The organism is Azotobacter beijerinckii (genome assembly GCF_900110885.1).
GTDB lineage: Bacteria > Pseudomonadota > Gammaproteobacteria > Pseudomonadales > Pseudomonadaceae > Azotobacter > Azotobacter beijerinckii.
Genome location: NZ_FOFJ01000026.1, coordinates 23,956 through 42,496, shown reverse-complemented (window position 1 = coordinate 42,496; position 18,541 = coordinate 23,956). Strand labels below are relative to the sequence as shown.

20 protein-coding genes and 4 tRNA genes are annotated in these 18,541 nt (G+C 68.0%); 21 read left to right on the top strand and 3 right to left on the bottom strand.

Annotated features, from left to right (window positions below; all coding sequences use genetic code 11):
- Position 1 precedes the first annotated feature (1 nt).
- The 4 genes from BMY22_RS13925 (at position 2) to BMY22_RS13910 (ending at position 3,705) form a co-directional block, all read left to right on the top strand.
- Complete coding sequence (locus tag BMY22_RS13925) at positions 2–832, top strand: ABC transporter ATP-binding protein (protein ID WP_090623009.1); 831 nt, start codon at positions 2–4, stop codon at positions 830–832.
- Positions 833–951: 119 nt separating this feature from the next.
- Entirely contained in the window at positions 952–1,818 is an 867-nt protein-coding gene (locus BMY22_RS13920) for an ABC transporter permease (protein ID WP_090623007.1), read from the top strand.
- Positions 1,819–1,867: 49 nt separating this feature from the next.
- Complete coding sequence (locus BMY22_RS13915; protein ID WP_090623005.1) at positions 1,868–2,626, top strand: SDR family NAD(P)-dependent oxidoreductase; 759 nt, start codon at positions 1,868–1,870, stop codon at positions 2,624–2,626.
- Between the two features lie 62 nt (positions 2,627–2,688).
- On the top strand, positions 2,689–3,705 hold the full coding sequence (locus BMY22_RS13910) for an ABC transporter substrate-binding protein (protein WP_090623002.1): 1,017 nt from the start codon (positions 2,689–2,691) through the stop codon (positions 3,703–3,705).
- Positions 3,706–3,753: 48 nt separating this feature from the next.
- Here BMY22_RS13910 and BMY22_RS13905 read toward each other — a convergent pair whose 3' ends face one another.
- Positions 3,754–4,734, bottom strand: coding sequence for a 2-hydroxyacid dehydrogenase (locus tag BMY22_RS13905; RefSeq protein ID WP_090623001.1), 981 nt, complete (start codon positions 4,732–4,734; stop codon positions 3,754–3,756).
- Positions 4,735–4,879: 145 nt separating this feature from the next.
- Positions 4,880–5,878: a sulfate ABC transporter substrate-binding protein gene (locus tag BMY22_RS13900; RefSeq protein ID WP_090622998.1), complete on the bottom strand. Its 999-nt coding sequence runs from the start codon at positions 5,876–5,878 to the stop codon at positions 4,880–4,882.
- Positions 5,879–6,093: 215 nt separating this feature from the next.
- On the opposite strand from BMY22_RS13900, the gene BMY22_RS13895 reads away from it, so the two are divergent.
- The 10 genes from BMY22_RS13895 (at position 6,094) to BMY22_RS13850 (ending at position 11,913) form a co-directional block, all read left to right on the top strand.
- The gene (locus BMY22_RS13895) at positions 6,094–6,732 is read left to right on the top strand and encodes a peroxiredoxin (RefSeq protein ID WP_090622996.1); all 639 of its coding nucleotides are present in this window, start codon (positions 6,094–6,096) and stop codon (positions 6,730–6,732) included.
- A gap of 10 nt (positions 6,733–6,742) precedes the next feature.
- Entirely contained in the window at positions 6,743–7,336 is a 594-nt protein-coding gene (gene ssuE, locus BMY22_RS13890) for an NADPH-dependent FMN reductase (protein ID WP_090622994.1), read from the top strand.
- 97 nt (positions 7,337–7,433) lie between these two features.
- Positions 7,434–8,396: a sulfonate ABC transporter substrate-binding protein gene (locus tag BMY22_RS13885; protein WP_090622991.1), complete on the top strand. Its 963-nt coding sequence runs from the start codon at positions 7,434–7,436 to the stop codon at positions 8,394–8,396.
- Positions 8,397–8,447: 51 nt separating this feature from the next.
- The gene (ssuD, locus tag BMY22_RS13880; protein WP_090622990.1) at positions 8,448–9,596 is read left to right on the top strand and encodes an FMNH2-dependent alkanesulfonate monooxygenase; all 1,149 of its coding nucleotides are present in this window, start codon (positions 8,448–8,450) and stop codon (positions 9,594–9,596) included.
- A gap of 159 nt (positions 9,597–9,755) precedes the next feature.
- Complete coding sequence (gene ssuC / locus BMY22_RS13875; RefSeq protein WP_090622987.1) at positions 9,756–10,550, top strand: aliphatic sulfonate ABC transporter permease SsuC; 795 nt, start codon at positions 9,756–9,758, stop codon at positions 10,548–10,550.
- Positions 10,547–11,353, top strand: a complete 807-nt coding sequence (ssuB, locus tag BMY22_RS13870; protein WP_090622984.1) for an aliphatic sulfonates ABC transporter ATP-binding protein — start codon at positions 10,547–10,549, stop codon at positions 11,351–11,353. The genes ssuC and ssuB overlap by 4 nt, the downstream gene beginning before the upstream one ends.
- A gap of 101 nt (positions 11,354–11,454) precedes the next feature.
- Positions 11,455–11,530: transfer RNA gene (locus tag BMY22_RS13865), tRNA-Ala, on the top strand.
- Positions 11,531–11,588: 58 nt separating this feature from the next.
- Positions 11,589–11,664, top strand: a tRNA-Glu gene (locus BMY22_RS13860).
- Between the two features lie 50 nt (positions 11,665–11,714).
- Positions 11,715–11,790, top strand: a tRNA-Ala gene (locus BMY22_RS13855).
- Positions 11,791–11,837: 47 nt separating this feature from the next.
- Positions 11,838–11,913: transfer RNA gene (locus tag BMY22_RS13850), tRNA-Glu, on the top strand.
- Positions 11,914–12,085: 172 nt separating this feature from the next.
- On the opposite strand, the gene sodC is transcribed toward BMY22_RS13850, so the two are convergent.
- Positions 12,086–12,607 (bottom strand): superoxide dismutase family protein, encoded by a 522-nt coding sequence (sodC, locus tag BMY22_RS13845; protein WP_090623036.1) that lies wholly within the window; start codon positions 12,605–12,607, stop codon positions 12,086–12,088.
- A gap of 153 nt (positions 12,608–12,760) precedes the next feature.
- Here sodC and BMY22_RS13840 point away from each other — a divergent pair, with 153 nt between their 5' ends.
- The 7 genes from BMY22_RS13840 to BMY22_RS13810 all read left to right on the top strand — a co-directional run bounded on the left by BMY22_RS13840 (position 12,761) and on the right by BMY22_RS13810 (position 18,540).
- Positions 12,761–13,591 (top strand): MinD/ParA family protein, encoded by an 831-nt coding sequence (locus BMY22_RS13840; protein ID WP_208599287.1) that lies wholly within the window; start codon positions 12,761–12,763, stop codon positions 13,589–13,591.
- A 180-nt stretch (positions 13,592–13,771) separates the two neighbouring features.
- A complete protein-coding gene (gene ccmA, locus BMY22_RS13835) occupies positions 13,772–14,422 on the top strand; it encodes a cytochrome c biogenesis heme-transporting ATPase CcmA (protein ID WP_090622980.1) in 651 nt (216 codons plus the stop codon).
- Positions 14,419–15,090, top strand: coding sequence for a heme exporter protein CcmB (ccmB, locus tag BMY22_RS13830; RefSeq protein WP_090622978.1), 672 nt, complete (start codon positions 14,419–14,421; stop codon positions 15,088–15,090). Before ccmA ends, ccmB begins: the two co-directional genes overlap by 4 nt.
- Before the next feature lie 90 nt (positions 15,091–15,180).
- Positions 15,181–15,933 carry a heme ABC transporter permease gene (locus tag BMY22_RS13825; RefSeq protein ID WP_090622976.1) on the top strand — a complete coding sequence of 251 codons (753 nt, stop codon included), beginning with the start codon at positions 15,181–15,183 and terminating at the stop codon, positions 15,931–15,933.
- Positions 15,930–16,106 carry a heme exporter protein CcmD gene (gene ccmD, locus BMY22_RS13820; RefSeq protein WP_090622973.1) on the top strand — a complete coding sequence of 59 codons (177 nt, stop codon included), beginning with the start codon at positions 15,930–15,932 and terminating at the stop codon, positions 16,104–16,106. The genes BMY22_RS13825 and ccmD overlap by 4 nt, the downstream gene beginning before the upstream one ends.
- Positions 16,103–16,570, top strand: a complete 468-nt coding sequence (gene ccmE, locus BMY22_RS13815) for a cytochrome c maturation protein CcmE (RefSeq protein WP_090622971.1) — start codon at positions 16,103–16,105, stop codon at positions 16,568–16,570. The genes ccmD and ccmE overlap by 4 nt, the downstream gene beginning before the upstream one ends.
- Positions 16,567–18,540: a heme lyase CcmF/NrfE family subunit gene (locus BMY22_RS13810; RefSeq protein ID WP_090622969.1), complete on the top strand. Its 1,974-nt coding sequence runs from the start codon at positions 16,567–16,569 to the stop codon at positions 18,538–18,540. The genes ccmE and BMY22_RS13810 overlap by 4 nt, the downstream gene beginning before the upstream one ends.
- Position 18,541: the final 1 nt, after the last annotated feature.

Here is an 18,541-nt window from a genome sequence, read left to right as displayed (position 1 = left end):
GATGAACGCCTTTCTCCAGAATTCCGCGCCCGCCGTGGCGACGGCTTTCCAGCCGCTGCTGCAGGTCGAGGGCGTCAGCCTCGAATACCGCACCGCCGAGCGCGTGGTGCGCGCCACCCACGAGGTCAGCTTCGAGGTCGATCCGGGCGACCGCTTCGTCCTGCTCGGGCCCTCCGGCTGTGGCAAGTCGACCCTGCTCAAGGCGGTGGCCGGCTTCATCCGCCCGCGCGACGGCGCGATCCGCCTGGACGGCCGGGAAGTCCGCGAGCCGGGGCCCGACCGCATCGCGGTGTTCCAGGAGTTCGACCAGTTGCCGCCGTGGAAGACGGTCAAGCAGAACGTGATGTTCCCGCTGCTGGCCACGCGCACCCTGAACCGCCGCGAGGCCGAAGAGCGCGCCCTGCATTACCTGGACAAGGTCGGCCTGGCCAGGTTTGCCGACGCTTACCCGCACACCCTCTCCGGCGGCATGAAGGCGCGCGTGGCCATCGCCCGCGCCCTGGCCATGCAGCCGAAGATCCTGCTGATGGACGAGCCCTTCGCCGCGCTGGATGCGCTGACCCGGCGGCGGATGCAGGAGGAACTGCTCGAACTGTGGCAGGAGGTGAAGTTCACCCTGCTGTTCGTCACCCATTCGATCGAGGAGGCGCTGGTGGTCGGCAACCGCATCCTGCTGCTCTCGCCGCATCCGGGACGGGTCCGCGCCGAGGTCGCCAGCCATGCCTTCGACCTGCACAGCAGCGGCAACGCCGACTTCCAGCACGCCGCCCGGCGCATCCACCGGCTGCTCTTCGAGGAAGGGGAAAGCCCCGCCGCCGTGCATGCCGCGTAGGAGCCAGCTTGCTGGCGATCGGTGATCGGCCCGGCCACGGCTATCGCCAGCAAGCTGGCTCCTACAAGGGCGCTGACGCGCCTTCCCGTTTTTACCTAAGACTCTACGGAAAACACACCATGAGCCAGACTCCGCCGCTGCGACCGGAATACGAAATCGCCCTGCAACCCCTGACCGATCTGCCGCTCGAGCGCGAGCTGTCGCTGGCGCAGCGCCTGTGGCAGCAGGGCTGGCTGCGCAAGTCGCTGATCCTCGCCGCGCTGGCGCTGCTCTGGGAAGTGGTCGCCCGCCTGCAGGGCAACGACCTCCTGCTGCCGAGCTTCCTGCAGGTCGCCCGCGCCCTGGCCGAGGGCCTGGCCAGCGGCGAGCTGCTGGAGAAGGTGGCGATCTCCCTGTCGGTGCTGGTCCAGGGCTACCTGATCGGCATCCTGCTGGCCTTCGTCCTGACCAGCCTGGCGGTCTCCAGCCAGCTCGGCCGCGACCTGCTGTCGACCCTGACCGCGATGTTCAACCCGCTGCCGGCCATCGCGTTGCTGCCGGTGGCGCTGCTCTGGTTCGGCCTGGGCGAGGGCAGCCTGATCTTCGTGCTGGTGCATTCGGTGCTCTGGTCGCTGGCGCTGAACACCTACGCCGGCTTTCTCGGCGTCCCGGAAACCCAGCGCATGGTCGGGCGCAACTACGGCCTGCGCGGGCTGCGCTTCGTCGCCCTGATCCTGGTGCCCGCCGCGCTGCCGTCGATCCTCTCCGGCCTGAAGATCGGCTGGGCCTTCGCCTGGCGCACCCTGGTCGCCGCCGAGCTGGTGTTCGGCGCCTCGTCCGGCAAGGGCGGGCTCGGCTGGTACATCTTCCAGAACCGCAACGAGCTGTACACCGACAAGGTGTTCGCCGGCCTGGTGGTGGTGATCCTCATCGGCCTGCTGGTGGAGAGTCTGGTCTTCGCCCTGCTGGAGCGCTGCACCGTGAAGCGCTGGGGCATGCAGCGCTGAACCCTTCCTCCCTTTTCCCTTTCATGTAGTCGCAACGAGAGCATTGCAGATGAGCAACATCGTCTTCATTACCGGTGCCACCTCCGGTTTCGGCCGCGCCGCGGCGCGCCGTTTCGCTGCCGCCGGCTGGTCGCTGGTCCTCACCGGACGCCGTCTGGAGCGCCTGCAGGCGCTGCAGGAGGAACTCGGTGGCCAGGTGCCGGTGCATGTCGCTGCCCTCGACGTGCGCGACGCCGCCGCGGTGCGGCAGGTGGTCGGCGAGCTGCCGGAAGCCTTCCGCCAGGTTCGGGCGCTGGTCAACAACGCCGGCCTGGCCCTGGCGCCACAGGCGGCGCAGCAGGTCGAGCTGGCCGACTGGCACACCATGATCGACACCAACGTCACCGGGCTGGTCAACGTCACCCATGCACTGCTGCCGACCCTGATCGCCAGCGGCGCGGGGGCGAGCATCGTCAACCTCGGCTCGGTCGCCGGCCAGTGGCCCTATCCGGGCAGCCACGTCTACGGCGCGACCAAGGCCTTCGTCCAGCAGTTCAGCTACAACCTGCGCTGCGACCTGCTCGGCACTGGCGTGCGGGTCACCGACATCGCGCCCGGCATGGCCGAGACCGAATTCACCCTGGTGCGCACCAGGGGCGACCAGGCCGCCTCCGAGCGCCTCTACAGCGGCACCACGCCGCTGACCGCCGAGGACATCGCCGAGCAGATCTTCTACGTGGCGAGCCTGCCCGCGCACATCAACATCAACCGCCTGGAGGTCATGCCGACCCGTCAGGCCTGGCAGCCGTTCGCCGTGGATCGCGACTGATCCGCCGCGCCGTTTCCGTTTTCGCCCGCGCGGGCCTCGCGCGGGTTCGTCCGAGGTTTCCCATGCAGAAAAACCCCTTTTTCCGTCCCGCCCGACTGGCCGCCGGCGTGCTCGCCGGGCTGCTGACCGGCCCGTTGCTCGCCCAGGCCGAGGGCAGCATCGGCATCGCCCAGCAGTTCGGCATCGCCTACCTGCTGCTCGACGTGGTCCGCGACCAGAAGCTGATCGAGAAGCACGGCAAGGAGCAGGGCATCGACATCCAGGTGGAGTGGCGCAGCATCTCCGGCGCCACCGCGATGAACGAGGCGTTGCTGGCCGGCGTCCTCGACGTGGTGTCGGCCGGCGTGCCGCCGATGCTGACCATGTGGGACCGCACCCGCGGCCGGCAGAACGTCAAGGCCATCGCCGCGCTGGGCTCGCAGCCCAACTACCTGCTGACCAACAATCCGGCGGTGAAGTCCCTGCAGGACCTGGGCGAGAAGGACCGCATCGCGGTGCCCGCCGCCGGCGTCGGCTTCCAGTCGCGGACCCTGCAGATCGAGGCGGCCAAGCTGTTCGGCAAGCAGCACTTCCAGCGCTTCGACGGCATCAGCGTCAGCCTGCCGCATCCCGACGCCACCGCGGCGCTGATCTCCGGCGCCTCGGAGATCAGCGCGCATTTTTCCAGCGCCCCTTTCTATTACCAGGCCCTGGAGAACCCGAAGGTGCGCAAGCTGATCAGCTCCTACGACATCCTCGGCGGGCCGGCGACCTTCAACGTGCTCTACACCACCGAGAAGTTCCACAAGGAGAATCCCAAGACCTACCGCGCCTTCTACGACGCCCTGGCCGAGGCCGAGCGGATCGTCAAGGCCGACAAGCGCGCCGCGGCGCAGACCTACATCCGCGTGGAGAGCTCCAAGCTGGCGCCGGCGCTGGTGGAGAAGATCGTCGAGGATAAGGAAAACGACTTCACCATCGTCCCGCAGCGCACCTTCATCTATGCCGAGAAGCTCCACGAGCTGGGCGTGCTGAAGAACAAGGCGGCGTCCTGGAAGGACTATTTCTTCGAGGAAGCCCATGGAGGGGCGGGGAGCTGAGGCTCCCCTTCAATGGCCTCTCCCCGGCAGGGAGAGGCCACGCTTTCGCTACGGCTGGCGCCGGCTCCAGACCTGCGGGTTGACGATGTCCCGCGGAGTGCCGCCGAGCAGCGCGCGCTCGAGGTTGTCGATCGCCCGTTCGGCCATGGCCCGGCGGGTCTCGTGGGTCGCCGAGCCGATATGCGGCAGGGTGACCGCGTTGGGCAGGGCGAACAGCGGCGACTCCTGCAGCGGCTCCTTCTCGTAGACGTCCAGTCCGGCGGCCAGGATGCGTCGTTCCTGCAGGGCCTCGATCAGCGCCGCCTCGTCGATCACCGGGCCGCGGGCGATGTTGACCAGGATCGCCGAGGGCTTCATCAGCGCCAGTTCGCGGCGGCCGATCAGCCGACGGGTGCGCTCGCTGAGCGGCACCACCACGCAGACGAAATCCGCCTCGCCGAGCAGCTCGTCGAGGCTCCGGTAGCGGGCGCCGAGTTCCTCCTCCAGCTCGGCCTTGCGGCCGTTGCCGTGGTAGATCACCTCCATGCCGAAGCCGAAACGTCCGCGCCGGGCGATCGCCGCGCCGATCTTGCCGAGGCCGAGGATGCCGAGGGTCTTGCCGTGCACGTCGCTGCCGAACTGCGCCGGGCCGACCGGCGCCTGCCAGTGGCCGGCCTTGACCCAGGCGTCGAGTTCGGCGACGCGGCGGGCGGCGCCGATCAGCAGGGCGAAGCCCAGGTCGGCGGTGCTCTCGGTGAGCACGTCCGGGGTGTTGGTGAGGAGGATGCCGCGCTCGTCGAGGTAGGCCAGGTCGTAGTTGTCGTAGCCCACCGAGATGCTGGTGATCGCCTCCAGCTGCCGCGCCGCTTCCAGCTGGGCGGGGCCGAAGGGCCGGCCCACGCCGAGCAGGCCGTGGGCCGCTGGCAGCGCTGCGGCGTACTGGGCGGCGATGTCCCCGGCGGGGTCGAGGAGGGTGACGTTGAAGTGCCGGCGCAGGCGCTCCTGGTGCTCGGGAGCGAGGCGGCTGAAGACGAAGACGTTCTTTTTCATGGGGGTCCGTTCTGGGCTGGGGACGCGGCAGTGGGCGTTTCCGTCCCGTCTTCGACGGTGCGGCGGCGCCCGGCAAACGGGTTGGGGCAGGGCACTTGCAGGGTGGACAACGCTGCGCGGTCGTCCACCCGGCGGCAGGGGCTCCTCAGCGGGCGCCGTAGACCTGGTCGAACACCCCGCCGTCGTTGAAGTGGGTCTTCTGGATTTCCGGCCACTCGCCGAAGGTCTTCACCACGTCGAGCAACTCGACCTTGGGGAAGCGGTCGGCGAATTCGGCGAGGATCTTCGGGTTGCGCGGGCGCAGGTAGTTGTTGGCGGCGATGCGCTGGCCCTCGTCGGACCACAGGTATTTCAGGTAGGCCTCGGCCTCCTGGCGGGTGCCTTTCTTGTCGACCACCTTGTCGACCACCGTCACCGGCGGCTCGGCCTGGGCGGAGACGCTGGGGTAGACCACCTCGAAGGCGCCGCGGCCGAATTCGCGGGCGATCATTTCCGCCTCGTTCTCGAAGGTCACCAGCACGTCGCCGATTTGGTTCTGCATGAAGGTGGTGGTGGCGGCGCGACCGCCGGTGTCGAGGACCGGCGCCTGGCGGAACAGTTTGCCGACGAAGTCGCGGGCGGCCTGCTCGTTGCCGCCGCTCTTCAGTACGTAGCCCCACGCCGAGAGGTAGGTGTAGCGGCCGTTGCCGGAGGTCTTGGGATTGGGCACCACCACCTGCACGCCGTCCTTGAGCAGGTCGGGCCAGTCCTTGAGCTGCTTCGGGTTACCCTTGCGGACGATGAACACGGTCGCCGAGGTGAAGGGCGCGCTGTGGTCCGGCAGGCGCTCGGCCCAGTTCTTCGGAATCAGCTGGCCGTGGTCGTGCAGGGCGTTGATGTCGGTGGCCATGTTCATGGTGATGACGTCGGCCGGCAGGCCGTCGATCACCGCGCGGGCCTGCTTGCTCGAGCCGCCGTGGGACATCTGGATCTGCAGCGGCGGATGGCCCTCGGCCTGCCAGTGCTTCTGGAAGGCCGGGTTGTATTCCTTGTAGAAGTCGCGCATCACGTCGTAGGAAACGTTCAGCAGAGGGGCCGCCTGGCTGGTGGCGCAGGCCAGGGCCACGCCGGCCGCCAGCAGGGAAGAGGTCAGCAGTCGCTTCATGGAGACTATCCAGGGGGTTCGGACAAAAGATGGTGGCACTATAGGAGAATCTTTTTTATGCCATAAAAGAATATTTGGTTACTTGGATATTCCCCCGGGCTGGCCTTTTGTTTTATTCCAAATAGCGATTAATAAATCAAAATATATTCTTTTTGTTTTTGAAACGCCCTGCGCATAGTGGCCGCCAGTTCAGGACCACACTGCAGGAGCAGACCATGAGCATCCGTCTCGGCGACATCGCCCCCGACTTCGAACAGGATTCCAGCGCCGGCCGCATCCGTTTCCACGAGTGGCTGGGCGACAGCTGGGGAGTCCTGTTCTCCCACCCCGCCGACTTCACTCCGGTATGCACCACCGAGCTGGGCTTCACCGCCAAGCTCAAGGAGGAGTTCGCCAAGCGCAACGTCAAGGCCATCGCGCTCTCGGTGGACCCGGTGGAGTTCCACCTGAAATGGATCGGCGACATCGAGGAAACCCAGGACGTCCAGGTCAATTTCCCGATCCTCGCCGACGCCGACCGCAAGGTCTCCGGGCTCTACGACCTGATCCACCCGAACGCCAGCGACACCCTGACCGTGCGTTCGCTGTTCATCGTCGACCCGAACAAGAAGGTGCGGCTGATCATCACCTATCCGGCGAGCACCGGGCGCAACTTCCACGAGATCCTGCGGGTGATCGATTCGCTGCAGCTGACCGACCACTACAAGGTCGCTACCCCGGCCAACTGGCAGGACGGCGAGGAGGTGGTGATCGTGCCCTCGCTGCAGGACCCGGACGAACTCAAGCAGCGCTTCCCGAAAGGCTTCCGCGCGGTGAAGCCCTATCTGCGCCTGACCCCGCAACCCAACAGGTAAGGAGACGATCATGCACGTTGTCCTGCTCTCCGGCAGTCCCTCGCAACGCTCGCGCGGCGAGCTGCTGCTGGATTACGCCCGCGAATACCTGGAGCGCCGGGGGATCGCGGTGTCGCTGATCCGGGTGCGCGACTTTGCCGCCGAGGAGCTGCTCCATGCCCGCTTCGACAGCCCGGCGGTGCGCGATCTGCAGGCCACGGTCGGACTGGCCGATGGCCTGATCGTCGCGACCCCGGTGTACAAGGCATCCTTCTCCGGCGCGCTGAAGGTCCTGCTCGATCTGCTGCCCGAGCGGGTGCTGAACGACAAGGTGGTGCTGCCGGTGGTCAGCGGCGGCAGCCCGGCCCATCTGCTGGCGGTGGATTACGCCCTCAAGCCGGTGCTCTCGGCGCTGAAAGCCCAGGAGGTGCTGACCGGGGTGTTCGCCGTGGATGCGCAGATCGCCTATCCCGAGGGCGAGCAGCCGGCCCGCTTTACCGACGAACTGGTCGAGCGTCTCGACGAATCCCTCGACGATCTGCTCGCCGCCCTGATCCGCCGCAGCGGCGCCCTGGATATTCACCACTCGAACGACCGGCCGGAACGCGCCCGCCGGAGTCTCTGATCCCGCAAGCCGCTGCCAGCAGCGGAAACCCCGCCTTACTGGCCCGTCAACGGGCGAGCAGGTCGCACACCCAGTCCATGCGAAGGAGAGGTCGCCCATGCGCGCCATCGCTTTGCGTCGAAGTCTGGTTGCCCTGTTCGCGGCAGCCGTTTCCTTCGGCGTCATCACCCAGGCACAGGCCGAGTCCCTGCGGATCGGTTATCAGAAATACGGCACTCTGGTGCTGCTCAAGGCCAAGGGCACGCTGGAGAAGCGCCTGGCGGCACAGGGCATCGAGGTGCAGTGGACCGAGTTTCCCGGCGGCCCGCAGCTGCTGGAGGGGCTGAACGTCGGCTCCATCGATTTCGGCGTGACCGGCGAAACCCCGCCGGTATTCGCCCAGGCCGCCGGCGCCGATTTGCGCTACGTGGCCTTCGAACCGCCGGCCCCGCTGGGCGAGGCGATCCTGGTGCCCAAGGATTCGCCGATCAAGAGCGTCGCCGAACTCAAGGGCAAGAAAGTTGCCCTGAACAAGGGCTCCAACGTCCACTACCTGCTGGTCCGCGCCCTGGAAGAGGCGGGCCTGGGGATCGGGGACATCACCCCGGTGTACCTGCCGCCGGCCGACGGCCGCGCCGCCTTCGAGGGCGGCCGGGTGGACGCCTGGGTGATCTGGGACCCCTTCCAGTCCGCCGCCGAGAAGCAGCTGGCGGCGCGCACCCTGCGCAACGGCCAGGGGATCGTCGACAACCATCAGTTCTATCTGGCCACCGGTGCCTACGTCGGCAAGCACCCGCAGGTGATCGAGACGCTGATCGAGGAAGTGCGCAGCGTCGGCGAGGATTCCAGGGCCGATCCGCAGAAGGTCACCGCGCAGGTCGCGCCGCTGATCGGCCTGTCCCCGGAAATCACCCACCAGGCGGTGGTACGCCAGGGCTACGGCGCGCAGCCGCTCACCCCGGCGGTGGTCGCGGCGCAACAGAAGATCGCCGACACCTTCGCCGAGCTGAAGCTGATTCCCAAACGCCTGAGCATCAAGGACGTGGTGTGGACGCCGCCGGCCAAGGTGGCCCGGCAGTAATTCACCGGCGTTCGCCCGCGTCCCAAGCCCCCATCGAAAGGAGACCACTCCATGAGTCTGAACGTTTTCTGGTTCCTGCCCACCCACGGCGACGGCCACTACCTGGGCACCGCCGAGGGCGCCCGCGCCGTCGACCACGCCTACCTGCAGCAGATCGCCCAGGCCGCCGACCGCCTCGGCTTCGGCGGCGTGCTGATTCCCACCGGGCGTTCCTGCGAGGATTCCTGGCTGGTCGCCGCCTCGCTGATCCCGGTCACCCAGCGCCTGAAGTTCCTCGTCGCCCTGCGTCCGGGGATCATCTCGCCGACCGTGGCGGCGCGGCAGGCGGCGACCCTCGACCGGCTGTCCGGCGGTCGCGCGCTGTTCAACCTGGTGACCGGCGGCGACCCGGAGGAACTGGCCGGCGAGGGCCTGCACCTGTCCCATGCCGAGCGCTACGAGGCGGCGGCCGAGTTCACCCGGATCTGGCGCGGCGTGCTGTCCGGCGAGACCGTCGACCTGAAGGGCAAGCACATCCAGGTCGAGGGCGCCAAGCTGCTCTTTCCGCCGCTCCAGCAACCCCATCCGCCGCTGTACTTCGGCGGCTCCTCGGAGGCCGCCCACGAGCTGGCCGCCGAGCAGGTCGACCTCTACCTGACCTGGGGCGAGCCGCCGGCCGCGGTGGCTGAGAAGATCGCCGACGTGCGCGCCCGCGCCGCCCGCCACGGGCGCACGGTGCGCTTCGGCATCCGCCTGCACGTGATCGTCCGCGAGACCAACGAGGAAGCCTGGGCGGCCGCCGACCGGCTGATCAGCCACCTCGACGACGAGACCATCGCCAAGGCCCAGGCCTCGCTGGCGCGCTTCGACTCGGTCGGCCAGCAGCGCATGGCCGCCCTGCACGGCGGCAGCAAGGAGAACTTGGAGGTGTCGCCCAACCTCTGGGCCGGCGTCGGCCTGGTGCGCGGCGGCGCCGGTACCGCGCTGGTCGGCGACGGGCCGACGGTGGCGGCGCGGATCAAGGAATACGCCGACCTCGGCATCGACACCTTCGTGTTCTCCGGCTACCCGCACCTGGAGGAGTCCTACCGGGTCGCCGAGCTGCTCTTTCCGCACCTCGAGCTGGCCCGTCCGGCCAGGCCGGACGGGCGCAACTACGTCAGCCCGTTCGGCGAGGTGGTGGCCAACGACATCCTGCCCAGGGCGGCGGCTGCCAGCTGAGAGACCGAGCGTGCTCACGCTCCTGCGTGGGCACGCTGCCCCGACCACTGGACGCCGAGCGTCCAGGTCGCGGGTTTCCACGCAGGAGCGTGGGAACCATCGTGAAAAGTGCTGCGCGCGTTTTCCATCCTACGGACCGCAAGACTCAAGAGGTCGAAAATGACTACACCCCATATCAAGCGGCTGGCCCAGCGCCTGTCGCCCTGGGCGCTGCCCCTGACGCTGTTGGCGGTCTGGCAGGGCGCGGTGGCCAGCGGGCTGCTTTCCACCCGCATCCTGCCGGCGCCGAGCGCAGTGCTAGAGGCCGGCTGGGACCTGTTCGCCAGCGGCGATCTCTGGCAACACCTGGCGATCAGCGGCTGGCGGGCGAGCATCGGCTTCGCCATCGGCGGCGGCCTCGGCCTGCTGCTCGGCTTCATCACCGGCCTGTCGACCTGGGGCGAGCGCCTGCTCGACAGCTCGGTGCAGATGATTCGCAACGTGCCGCACCTGGCGCTGATCCCGCTGGTGATCCTCTGGTTCGGCATCGACGAGGCGGCGAAGATCTTCCTGGTCGCCCTCGGCACCCTGTTTCCCATCTATCTGAATACCTACCACGGCATCCGCAACGTCGACGCCGGCCTGGTGGAGATGGCGCGCAGCTACGGCCTGTCCGGGTTTGCCCTGTTTCGCCAGGTGATCCTGCCCGGCGCGCTGCCGTCGATTCTGGTCGGCGTGCGCTTCGCCCTCGGCTTCATGTGGCTGACGCTGATCGTCGCGGAAACCATTTCCGCCAGTTCCGGCATCGGCTATCTGGCGATGAACGCCCGCGAATTCCTGCAGACCGACGTGGTGGTACTGGCGATCCTGCTCTACGCCGTGCTCGGCAAGCTGGCCGACGTAGCGGCGCGCACCCTGGAGCGCCTGTGGCTGCGCTGGCATCCAGCCTATCAGGCCAAGGCAGGTGCCCAATGAGCGCCTTGCACAATTTGAAGAACGGCATCCCGCTGGCGCTCGAAGGCCTCCACAAGGCGTTCGGCGAGCGCCGGGTGCTGCAGGAGATCGATCTGCACATTCCGGCCGGCCAGTTCGTCGCCGTGGTCGGTCGCAGCGGCTGCGGCAAGAGCACCCTGCTGCGTCTGCTGGCCGGGCTGGATGCGCCGAGCGGCGGAGCGCTGCTGGCCGGCCAGGTGCCGCTGGCGCAAGTGCGCGAGGACACCCGGCTGATGTTCCAGGACGCACGCCTGCTGCCCTGGAAACGGGTGATCGACAACGTCGGTCTCGGCCTGTCCGGCGACTGGCGTCCCCGTGCCGAGGAGGCCCTGGCTGCGGTGGGGCTGGCCGAGCGCGCCGGGGAGTGGCCGGCGGCGCTGTCCGGCGGGCAGAAGCAGCGGGTGGCCCTGGCGCGGGCGCTGATCCACCGCCCGCGCCTGTTGCTGCTCGACGAGCCGCTGGGCGCGCTGGACGCGTTGACCCGCATCGAGATGCAGCAGCTGATCGAACGGCTCTGGCAGCAGCATGGCTTCACCGTGCTGCTGGTCACCCACGACGTCAGCGAGGCGGTCGCCGTCGCCGACCGGGTGATCCTGATCGAGGAGGGACGCATCGGCCTGGATCTGCCGGTCGATCTGCCGCGTCCGCGCAGCCGGGGCTCGGCACGCCTTGCTGCGCTGGAGGCGGAAGTCCTCGATCGGGTGCTCAGGCCGGTCGAGCCTTCGCCCAGCCGCGAGCCTCTGCCAGCCCGTGCCGTCCGGTGGGGTGGAGCGGGAGCGTCCTGAACCGCCGTGCCCGGTAAGTAATTGTTCTATTGGCAAAAAAAATCGAAAAATCTGTTGACAGCCCCAGGGTGTAATCCTAATATGCGCCCCGTCCTCGAGACGGGGCTATAGCTCAGCTGGGAGAGCGCTTGCATGGCATGCAAGAGGTCGACGGTTCGATCCCGTCTAGCTCCACCACTCTCGACTGCGAGAGTGGCCGCGTCAGTCAGTGTGACTGATCGCTTTTGAAGGTTTCGTCCCCTTCGTCTAGTGGCCTAGGACACCGCCCTTTCACGGCGGTAACAGGGGTTCGAGTCCCCTAGGGGACGCCATTTCCAGCGGCAGCGCCAAGGCGCTGTCTACGTCGAGAGACGCTAAATCCGGGGCTATAGCTCAGCTGGGAGAGCGCTTGCATGGCATGCAAGAGGTCGACGGTTCGATCCCGTCTAGCTCCACCAATTCCACGCAAGGCCGGCGGTATCGCCGACTTTGTATCGAAGGTTTCGTCCCCTTCGTCTAGTGGCCTAGGACACCGCCCTTTCACGGCGGTAACAGGGGTTCGAGTCCCCTAGGGGACGCCAGTTCTACCCTCCATTGGGTTCAAAGGGTCGCCTGCATGGGCGGCCCTTTTTGTTTTTCGCCTCCAGTGGCCGGTTCCCGGCTGGCTCCCCTGTCGCCCAGTCCCGTTTCGGGTCTGGCCTGGCGACAGGGGAGCGTTGTTCCGACGTCCGTGTCGGCGGGTGTTTCAGCTCCTTACTTGATGACGCCGCAGGCCACCCGGGCTCCGCCACCGCCCAGTGGGGCAGGGCTGTCGGCATGATTGTCGCCGCCGGCGTGCACCATCAGGGCGTGGCCCTTGAGGGCTTCCAGATCTTTCAGGCGCGGTGCCAGCAGCGGCTGGGTGGCCTTGCCGTCGGTGCCCACGTAGAGGGCTGGCAGATCGCCCAGGTGGCCGTCCCCCCAAGGCTGGCCATGCTTGGCGGTGTTCTGCGGGTCCCAGTGGCCGCCCGCGGCGCCTGCGGGGATCTTCTGACCGTCCTTTTCCGCGACGGCGCAGCTGCCCGAGGCGTGGACGTGGAAGCCATGGATGCCGGGTTGCAGTCCGCTGAGATCGGGGGTGAAGACCAGGCCGTATTCGCTCTGCTCGATGCTGACGGTGCCGAGCGCTGCGCCGGTACCGTCGGCGCTCACCGCGTTGAGCGTGACGCTGAGCGGCGCGGCCTGCAGAGTCATCGCACTGCTGGCGGTCACTGCCGCAATCAGCCATTTCTTCATGGTGGGTATCTCCTTGTTGTGCGTGCGGAAGGGCTGTTCTTGCCCCTGGATGGCCAGGCTGGCGTAGGCTTGCTGGCACAATGGGTATGCTGGGCCCCGGCGGAGCGGGCGGTCAATGGTGGCGAGCGGGCAGGGCGGGTATTGATGGACGGCATGACAAGCGTATATCCCGTGCAGGTTATCGCGGTGGCCAGCGGCAAGGGCGGGGTGGGCAAGAGTGTGGTGGCGGTGAACCTGGCGCTGGCGCTGGCCGGGCTCGGACGACGGGTGATGCTGCTCGATGGTGACCTGGCGATGGGCAATATCGACCTGCTGCTCGGTCTCGGCGCCGAACGTACCCTGGCCGACGTCCTTGCCGGGACTTGCGAGCTGGGGGAGGTGGTGGTGTCGGGGCCGGGCGGTATCCGTGTGGTGCCCGCCGCCTCCGGCATGCGCAGCATGGTGCGACTCTCGGCCCGGCAGCAGGCCGGGCTGATCCATGCCTTCGGGCGGCTTGCCGAGCCGCTCGATGTGCTGGTGGTGGACACCGCTTCCGGCGTCGACGATTCGACGGTCGGCTTCGTCCGGGCGGCGCGGGAGGTGCTCGTGGTGCTCTGCGACGAGCCGGCGTCGATCGCCGATGCCTATGCGTTGATCGGGCTGCTCAATCGCGACTATGGGGTGAGCCGCTTCCGGGTCCTCGCCAATATGGTGGCGGGGCCTCGGGAGGGGCGCGAGTTGTTCGCCAAACTGCTCCGGCTGACCGAGCAGTTTCTCGCCGCGACCCTGCAGTACGTCGGTGCCGTGCCCTGGGATGACAACCTGCGCAGGGCAGTGCAGCGGCAATCTGCCGTCTGCGAGGCCTTTCCCCGTGCGAAGAGCGCGCTGGCCTTCCGGGCGATCGCGGAGAAGGTCGACGGCTGGCCTTTGCCGGCCAATCCGCGGGGGCATGTGGAGTTCTTCGTCGAACGTCTGATCCGCGCGGCGCAGGCGAAGTCGGCGTAGGATTCCGACCGTCGGGCACTTTTTTACGGGTGTGCCGGTGCTGGGCGGGCTGTCCGGACGGGGCGCCGGAGCGGCGAAAATAGCCCCTCCGGCCTGCCGGGCCGGCATGTATAATGCCGGCCCGTCCAGGCCGGTGCCTGCCGCATGCGGCGCTCGGGCCGGGACCGCTGTGTTGAGCCGATGGGTAGCCCTATTGTGACCACTCCCTTTCTCGAAATCATGGCGCTCGCCTGCGAGCGGGACTGGCGCCTGCTGTTCGAGCGGCTCGATCTGGCGCTGGCGCCCGGCGACATGCTGCAGGTGGTGGGGCCCAACGGCAGCGGCAAGACCAGTCTGCTGCGTCTGCTGGCCGGACTGATGCAGCCCTCCGCCGGGGAGGTGCGCCTGCAGGGACGCAGCCTGTGCGGTCAGCGTGCCGAGCTGGCGCGCAACCTGCTCTGGATCGGCCATGCCGCTGGCATCAAGGGGCTGTTGACCGCCGAGGAGAATCTGGCCTGGCTCTGCGCCCTGCACCGCCCCGCCGGACGCGAGGCGATCTGGCAGGCGCTGGCGGCGGTCGGCCTACGCGGCTTCGAGGACGTGCCTTGCCATACCCTGTCGGCCGGCCAGCAGCGGCGTGTGGCGCTGGCCCGTCTGCATCTGGAGGCGCCACCGCTGTGGATCCTCGACGAGCCCTTCACCGCCCTCGACAAGCAGGGCGTGGCCCAGCTGGAGCGGCATCTGCAGGATCACTGCGAGCGCGGCGGGATGGTCGTGCTGACCACCCACCACAGTCTGGCGGTCAAGCCGGCGACCTTCCGCGAACTGGATCTGGAGCGGTGTGCCGCATGAGCCCTGTGTTCGCTCTCCTGCTCGCCCGCGAGTCGCGGCTGCTGTTCCGCCGCCCGGCCGAGCTGGTCAATCCGCTGGTGTTCTTCGCCATCGTCATCGCCCTGTTTCCGCTCGCCGTGGGACCCGAGTCGCAGCTTCTGCAGACGCTTTCGCCCGGGCTGATCTGGGTGGCGGCGCTGCTCGCCGTGCTGCTGTCGCTGGATGGACTGTTCCGCAGCGACTTCGAGGACGGTTCGCTGGAGCAATGGGTGGTGGCGCCGCAGCCGCTGCCGCTGCTGGTGCTCGCCAAGGTACTGGCGCACTGGCTGTTTTCCGGGCTGGCGCTGGTCCTGCTGGCGCCGCTGCTGGCCCTGATGCTGGGGCTGCCGGCCCGTTGCCTGCCGGTGCTGCTGCTCTCGCTGCTGCTCGGCACGCCGGTGCTGAGCCTGCTCGGTGCCGTTGGCGCGGCGCTGATCGTGGGCCTCAAGCGCGGCGGCCTGCTGCTGCCGCTGCTGATTCTGCCGCTGTACATCCCGGTGCTGATTCTCGGCAGCGGGGTGCTGCAGGCGGCGCTGCAGGGATTGCCGGCGACCGGCCATCTGCTCTGGCTGGCCAGCCTGGCCGTGCTGGCCGTGACCCTGCTGCCCTTCGCGATCGCTGCCGGTCTGACCATCAGCGTCGGCGAGTGAGTGATCCGTCCGGAAGGCCGGATCGAACGGTTACGGAACGACCGAAGCGGGCCGGGCGCATCCGGCCCCCTGAGAATGTGAGTGGTCTCGATGAATTGGACGTGGTTTCACAAGCTGGGTTCGCCCAAATGGTTTTATGAGGTCAGCGGCCGCTGGCTGCCCTGGTTCGCCGTGGCCGCCGCGCTGCTGCTCGGCGTCGGCCTGGTCTGGGGGTTGGCCTTCGCACCGCCGGACTACCAGCAGGGCAACAGCTTCCGCATCATCTACATCCATGTGCCGGTGGCCTTCCTCGCCCAGTCCTGCTACGTACTGCTGGCGGTGGCCGGGCTGGTCGGGCTGGTCTGGCGCATCAAGCTGGCCGACGTCGCCCTGCAGTGCGCCGCGCCGATCGGCGCCTGGATGACCTTCATCGCCCTGGTCACCGGCGCCATCTGGGGCAAGCCGACCTGGGGCACCTGGTGGGTCTGGGATGCCCGGCTGACCTCGATGCTGATCCTGCTGTTCCTCTACTTCGGGATCATCGCCCTCGGCCAGGCGATCGCCAACCGCGACAGCGCGGCCAAGGCCTGTGCGGTGCTGGCGATCGTCGGGGTGGTCAACATCCCGATCATCAAGTACTCGGTGGAGTGGTGGAACTCCCTGCACCAGCCGGCCACCTTCACCTTGACCGAGAAGCCGGCGATGCCCATGGAAATGTGGTTGCCGATGCTGGTCATGGTGCTCGGCATCTACTGTTTCTTCGCCGCCGTGCTGTTGCTGCGCATGCGCCTCGAGGTGCTCAGGCGCGAGGCGCGCAGCAGCTGGGCCAAATCCGAGATCAAGGCTCTCGTGGGGGCAGCATGAGTTTTTCCTCGTTCGCCGAATTCGTCGCTATGGGCAACCATGGCCTCTATGTGTGGTCGGCCTATGGCATCAGCCTGGCGGTGCTGATCCTCAATGTCGTCGGACCGCTGCTGGCACGCCGGCGCTATCTGCAAGAAGAGGCGCGTCGCCTGCGCCGGGAGGCGTCGAAGTGAACCCTGTGCGCAAGAAGCGGCTGTTCATCGTCCTAGCGATCCTCGCCGGCGTGGGCATCGCTGTGGCGCTTGCCCTGTCTGCCCTGCAGCAGAACATCAACTTGTTCTACACCCCCAGCCAGATCGCCGCGGGCGAGGCGCCGCAGGGCGCGCGGATTCGCGCCGGCGGCCTGGTGGAGCGGGGCTCGGTGCAGCGCGATGCGGACTCGCTAGCGGTGTCCTTCCGGGTCACCGACGGCGCCGAGACGGTGACCGTCCGCTACCAGGGCATCCTTCCCGACCTGTTCCGCGAGGGGCAGGGCATCGTCGCCCTGGGGCGGGTCGCCGGCGACGGCGCGCTGCAGGCCGACGAGGTACTGGCCAAGCACGACGAGAACTACATGCCGCCGGAAGTCAGCCAGGCGCTGGAGAAGAGCGGCATGCTCAAGCACTACGAAGGCGGCAAGCCGGGGGGCGCGCAATGATTCCCGAACTCGGCCACCTGGGGATGATCCTCGCCCTGTGCCTGGCGCTGGTGCAGGGCAGCCTGCCGCTGATCGGTGCCTGGCGCGGCGACCGCCTGTGGATGGGCCTGGCGCAGCCGGCCGCCTGGGGGCAGTTCGCCTTCCTGCTGTTCGCCTTCGCCTGCCTGACCCAGGCCTTCTTGGTCGACGACTTCTCGGTCGCCTACGTGGCGGGCAACTCCAACAGTGACTTGCCCTGGTACTACAAGCTCAGCGCCGTGTGGGGCGCCCACGAGGGCTCGCTGCTGCTCTGGGCGCTGATTCTGTCGGGCTGGACCTTCGCCGTGTCGATCTTCTCCCGGCAGTTGCCGGAGGAGATGCTGGCCCGCGTGCTGGGCGTGATGGGGCTGATCAGTGCCGGCTTCCTGCTGTTTCTGATCGTCACCTCCAATCCTTTCGCGCGCCTTTTGCCGCAGTCGCCGGCGGATGGCCGCGACCTCAATCCGTTGCTCCAGGACTTCGGCCTGGTGGTACACCCGCCGATGCTCTACATGGGCTACGTCGGCTTTTCGGTAGCCTTCGCCTTCGCCATCGCCGCGCTGCTCGGTGGCCGTCTGGACGCCGCCTGGGCGCGCTGGTCGCGGCCCTGGACGCTGGTCGCCTGGGCCTTCCTCGGGGTCGGTATCGTGCTCGGCTCCTGGTGGGCCTACTACGAGCTGGGCTGGGGCGGCTGGTGGTTCTGGGACCCGGTGGAGAACGCCTCCTTCATGCCCTGGCTGGTCGGCACCGCGCTGCTCCACTCGCTGGCGGTGACCGAGAAGCGCGGGGTGTTCAAGAGCTGGACAGTGCTCTTGGCCATCGCTGCCTTCTCCCTGAGCCTGCTCGGTACCTTCCTGGTGCGCTCCGGTGTGCTCACCTCGGTGCATGCCTTCGCCAACGATCCCGAGCGCGGGGTGTTCATCCTCGGCTTCCTGCTGCTGGTGGTCGGCAGCTCGCTGACCCTGTTCGCCCTCCGCGCGCCGGTGGTCAGGAGCCAGGTCGGCTTTGCCCTCCGCTCGCGGGAGGCCCTGCTGCTGGTGAACAACCTGCTGCTGGTGGTGGCGACCTCGACCATCCTCCTCGGCACCCTTTATCCGCTGCTGCTGGATGCGCTGTCCGGCGCCAAGCTGTCGGTCGGCCCGCCGTACTTCAATGCGCTGTTCCTGCCGCTGATGGGCCTGTTGATGCTGACCCTCGCGGTGGGCGTGCTGGTGCGCTGGAAGGATACCCCGCTGCGCTGGCTGGGCGGCATGCTCGCCCCGGTGCTGTTGGCCAGCGTGGCGCTGGCCCTGCTCGCCGGCTTCGTCCTCGACGATTTCGCCTGGGCGGTGCTGGCAACCGGCTTCCTGGCCGCCTGGGTGATCCTCGCCGGGGGCCGCGACCTGCTCGACAAGACCCGCCACAAGGGGCTGTTCAAGGGACTGCGCGGCCTCTCGCCGAGCTACTGGGGGATGCAGCTGTCCCATGTGGGGATCGCCGTCTGCGCCCTGGGCATCGTCCTGAGCAGCCAGGAAAGCGCCGAGCGCGACCTGCGCATGGCGCCGGGCGACGCCGTGGAGCTGGGTGGCTACCGCTTCGTCTTCGAAGGCACCCGCCACCACCAAGGTCCCAACTTCGTCGCCGACCGGGCCAGCGTCCGGGTCTTCGACGGCGATGACGAGGTGACCGTGCTGCACCCGGAGAAGCGTCTGTATACCGTGCAACGGATGCCGATGACCGAGGCCGGCATCGACGCCGGCCTTGCCCGCGATCTCTACGTCGCCCTCGGCGAGCCGCTGGAAAACGGCGCCTGGGCGGTTCGCCTGCATATCAAGCCGTTCGTCCGCTGGATCTGGCTGGGAGGCCTGATGATGGCCTTCGGCGCAGCGCTGGCGGCTTGCGACCGGCGTTATCGGCTCAAGGTCAAGGCCCGCGTGCGCGAGGCCTTGGGCTTGGCCGAACAAGGAGCCTGAA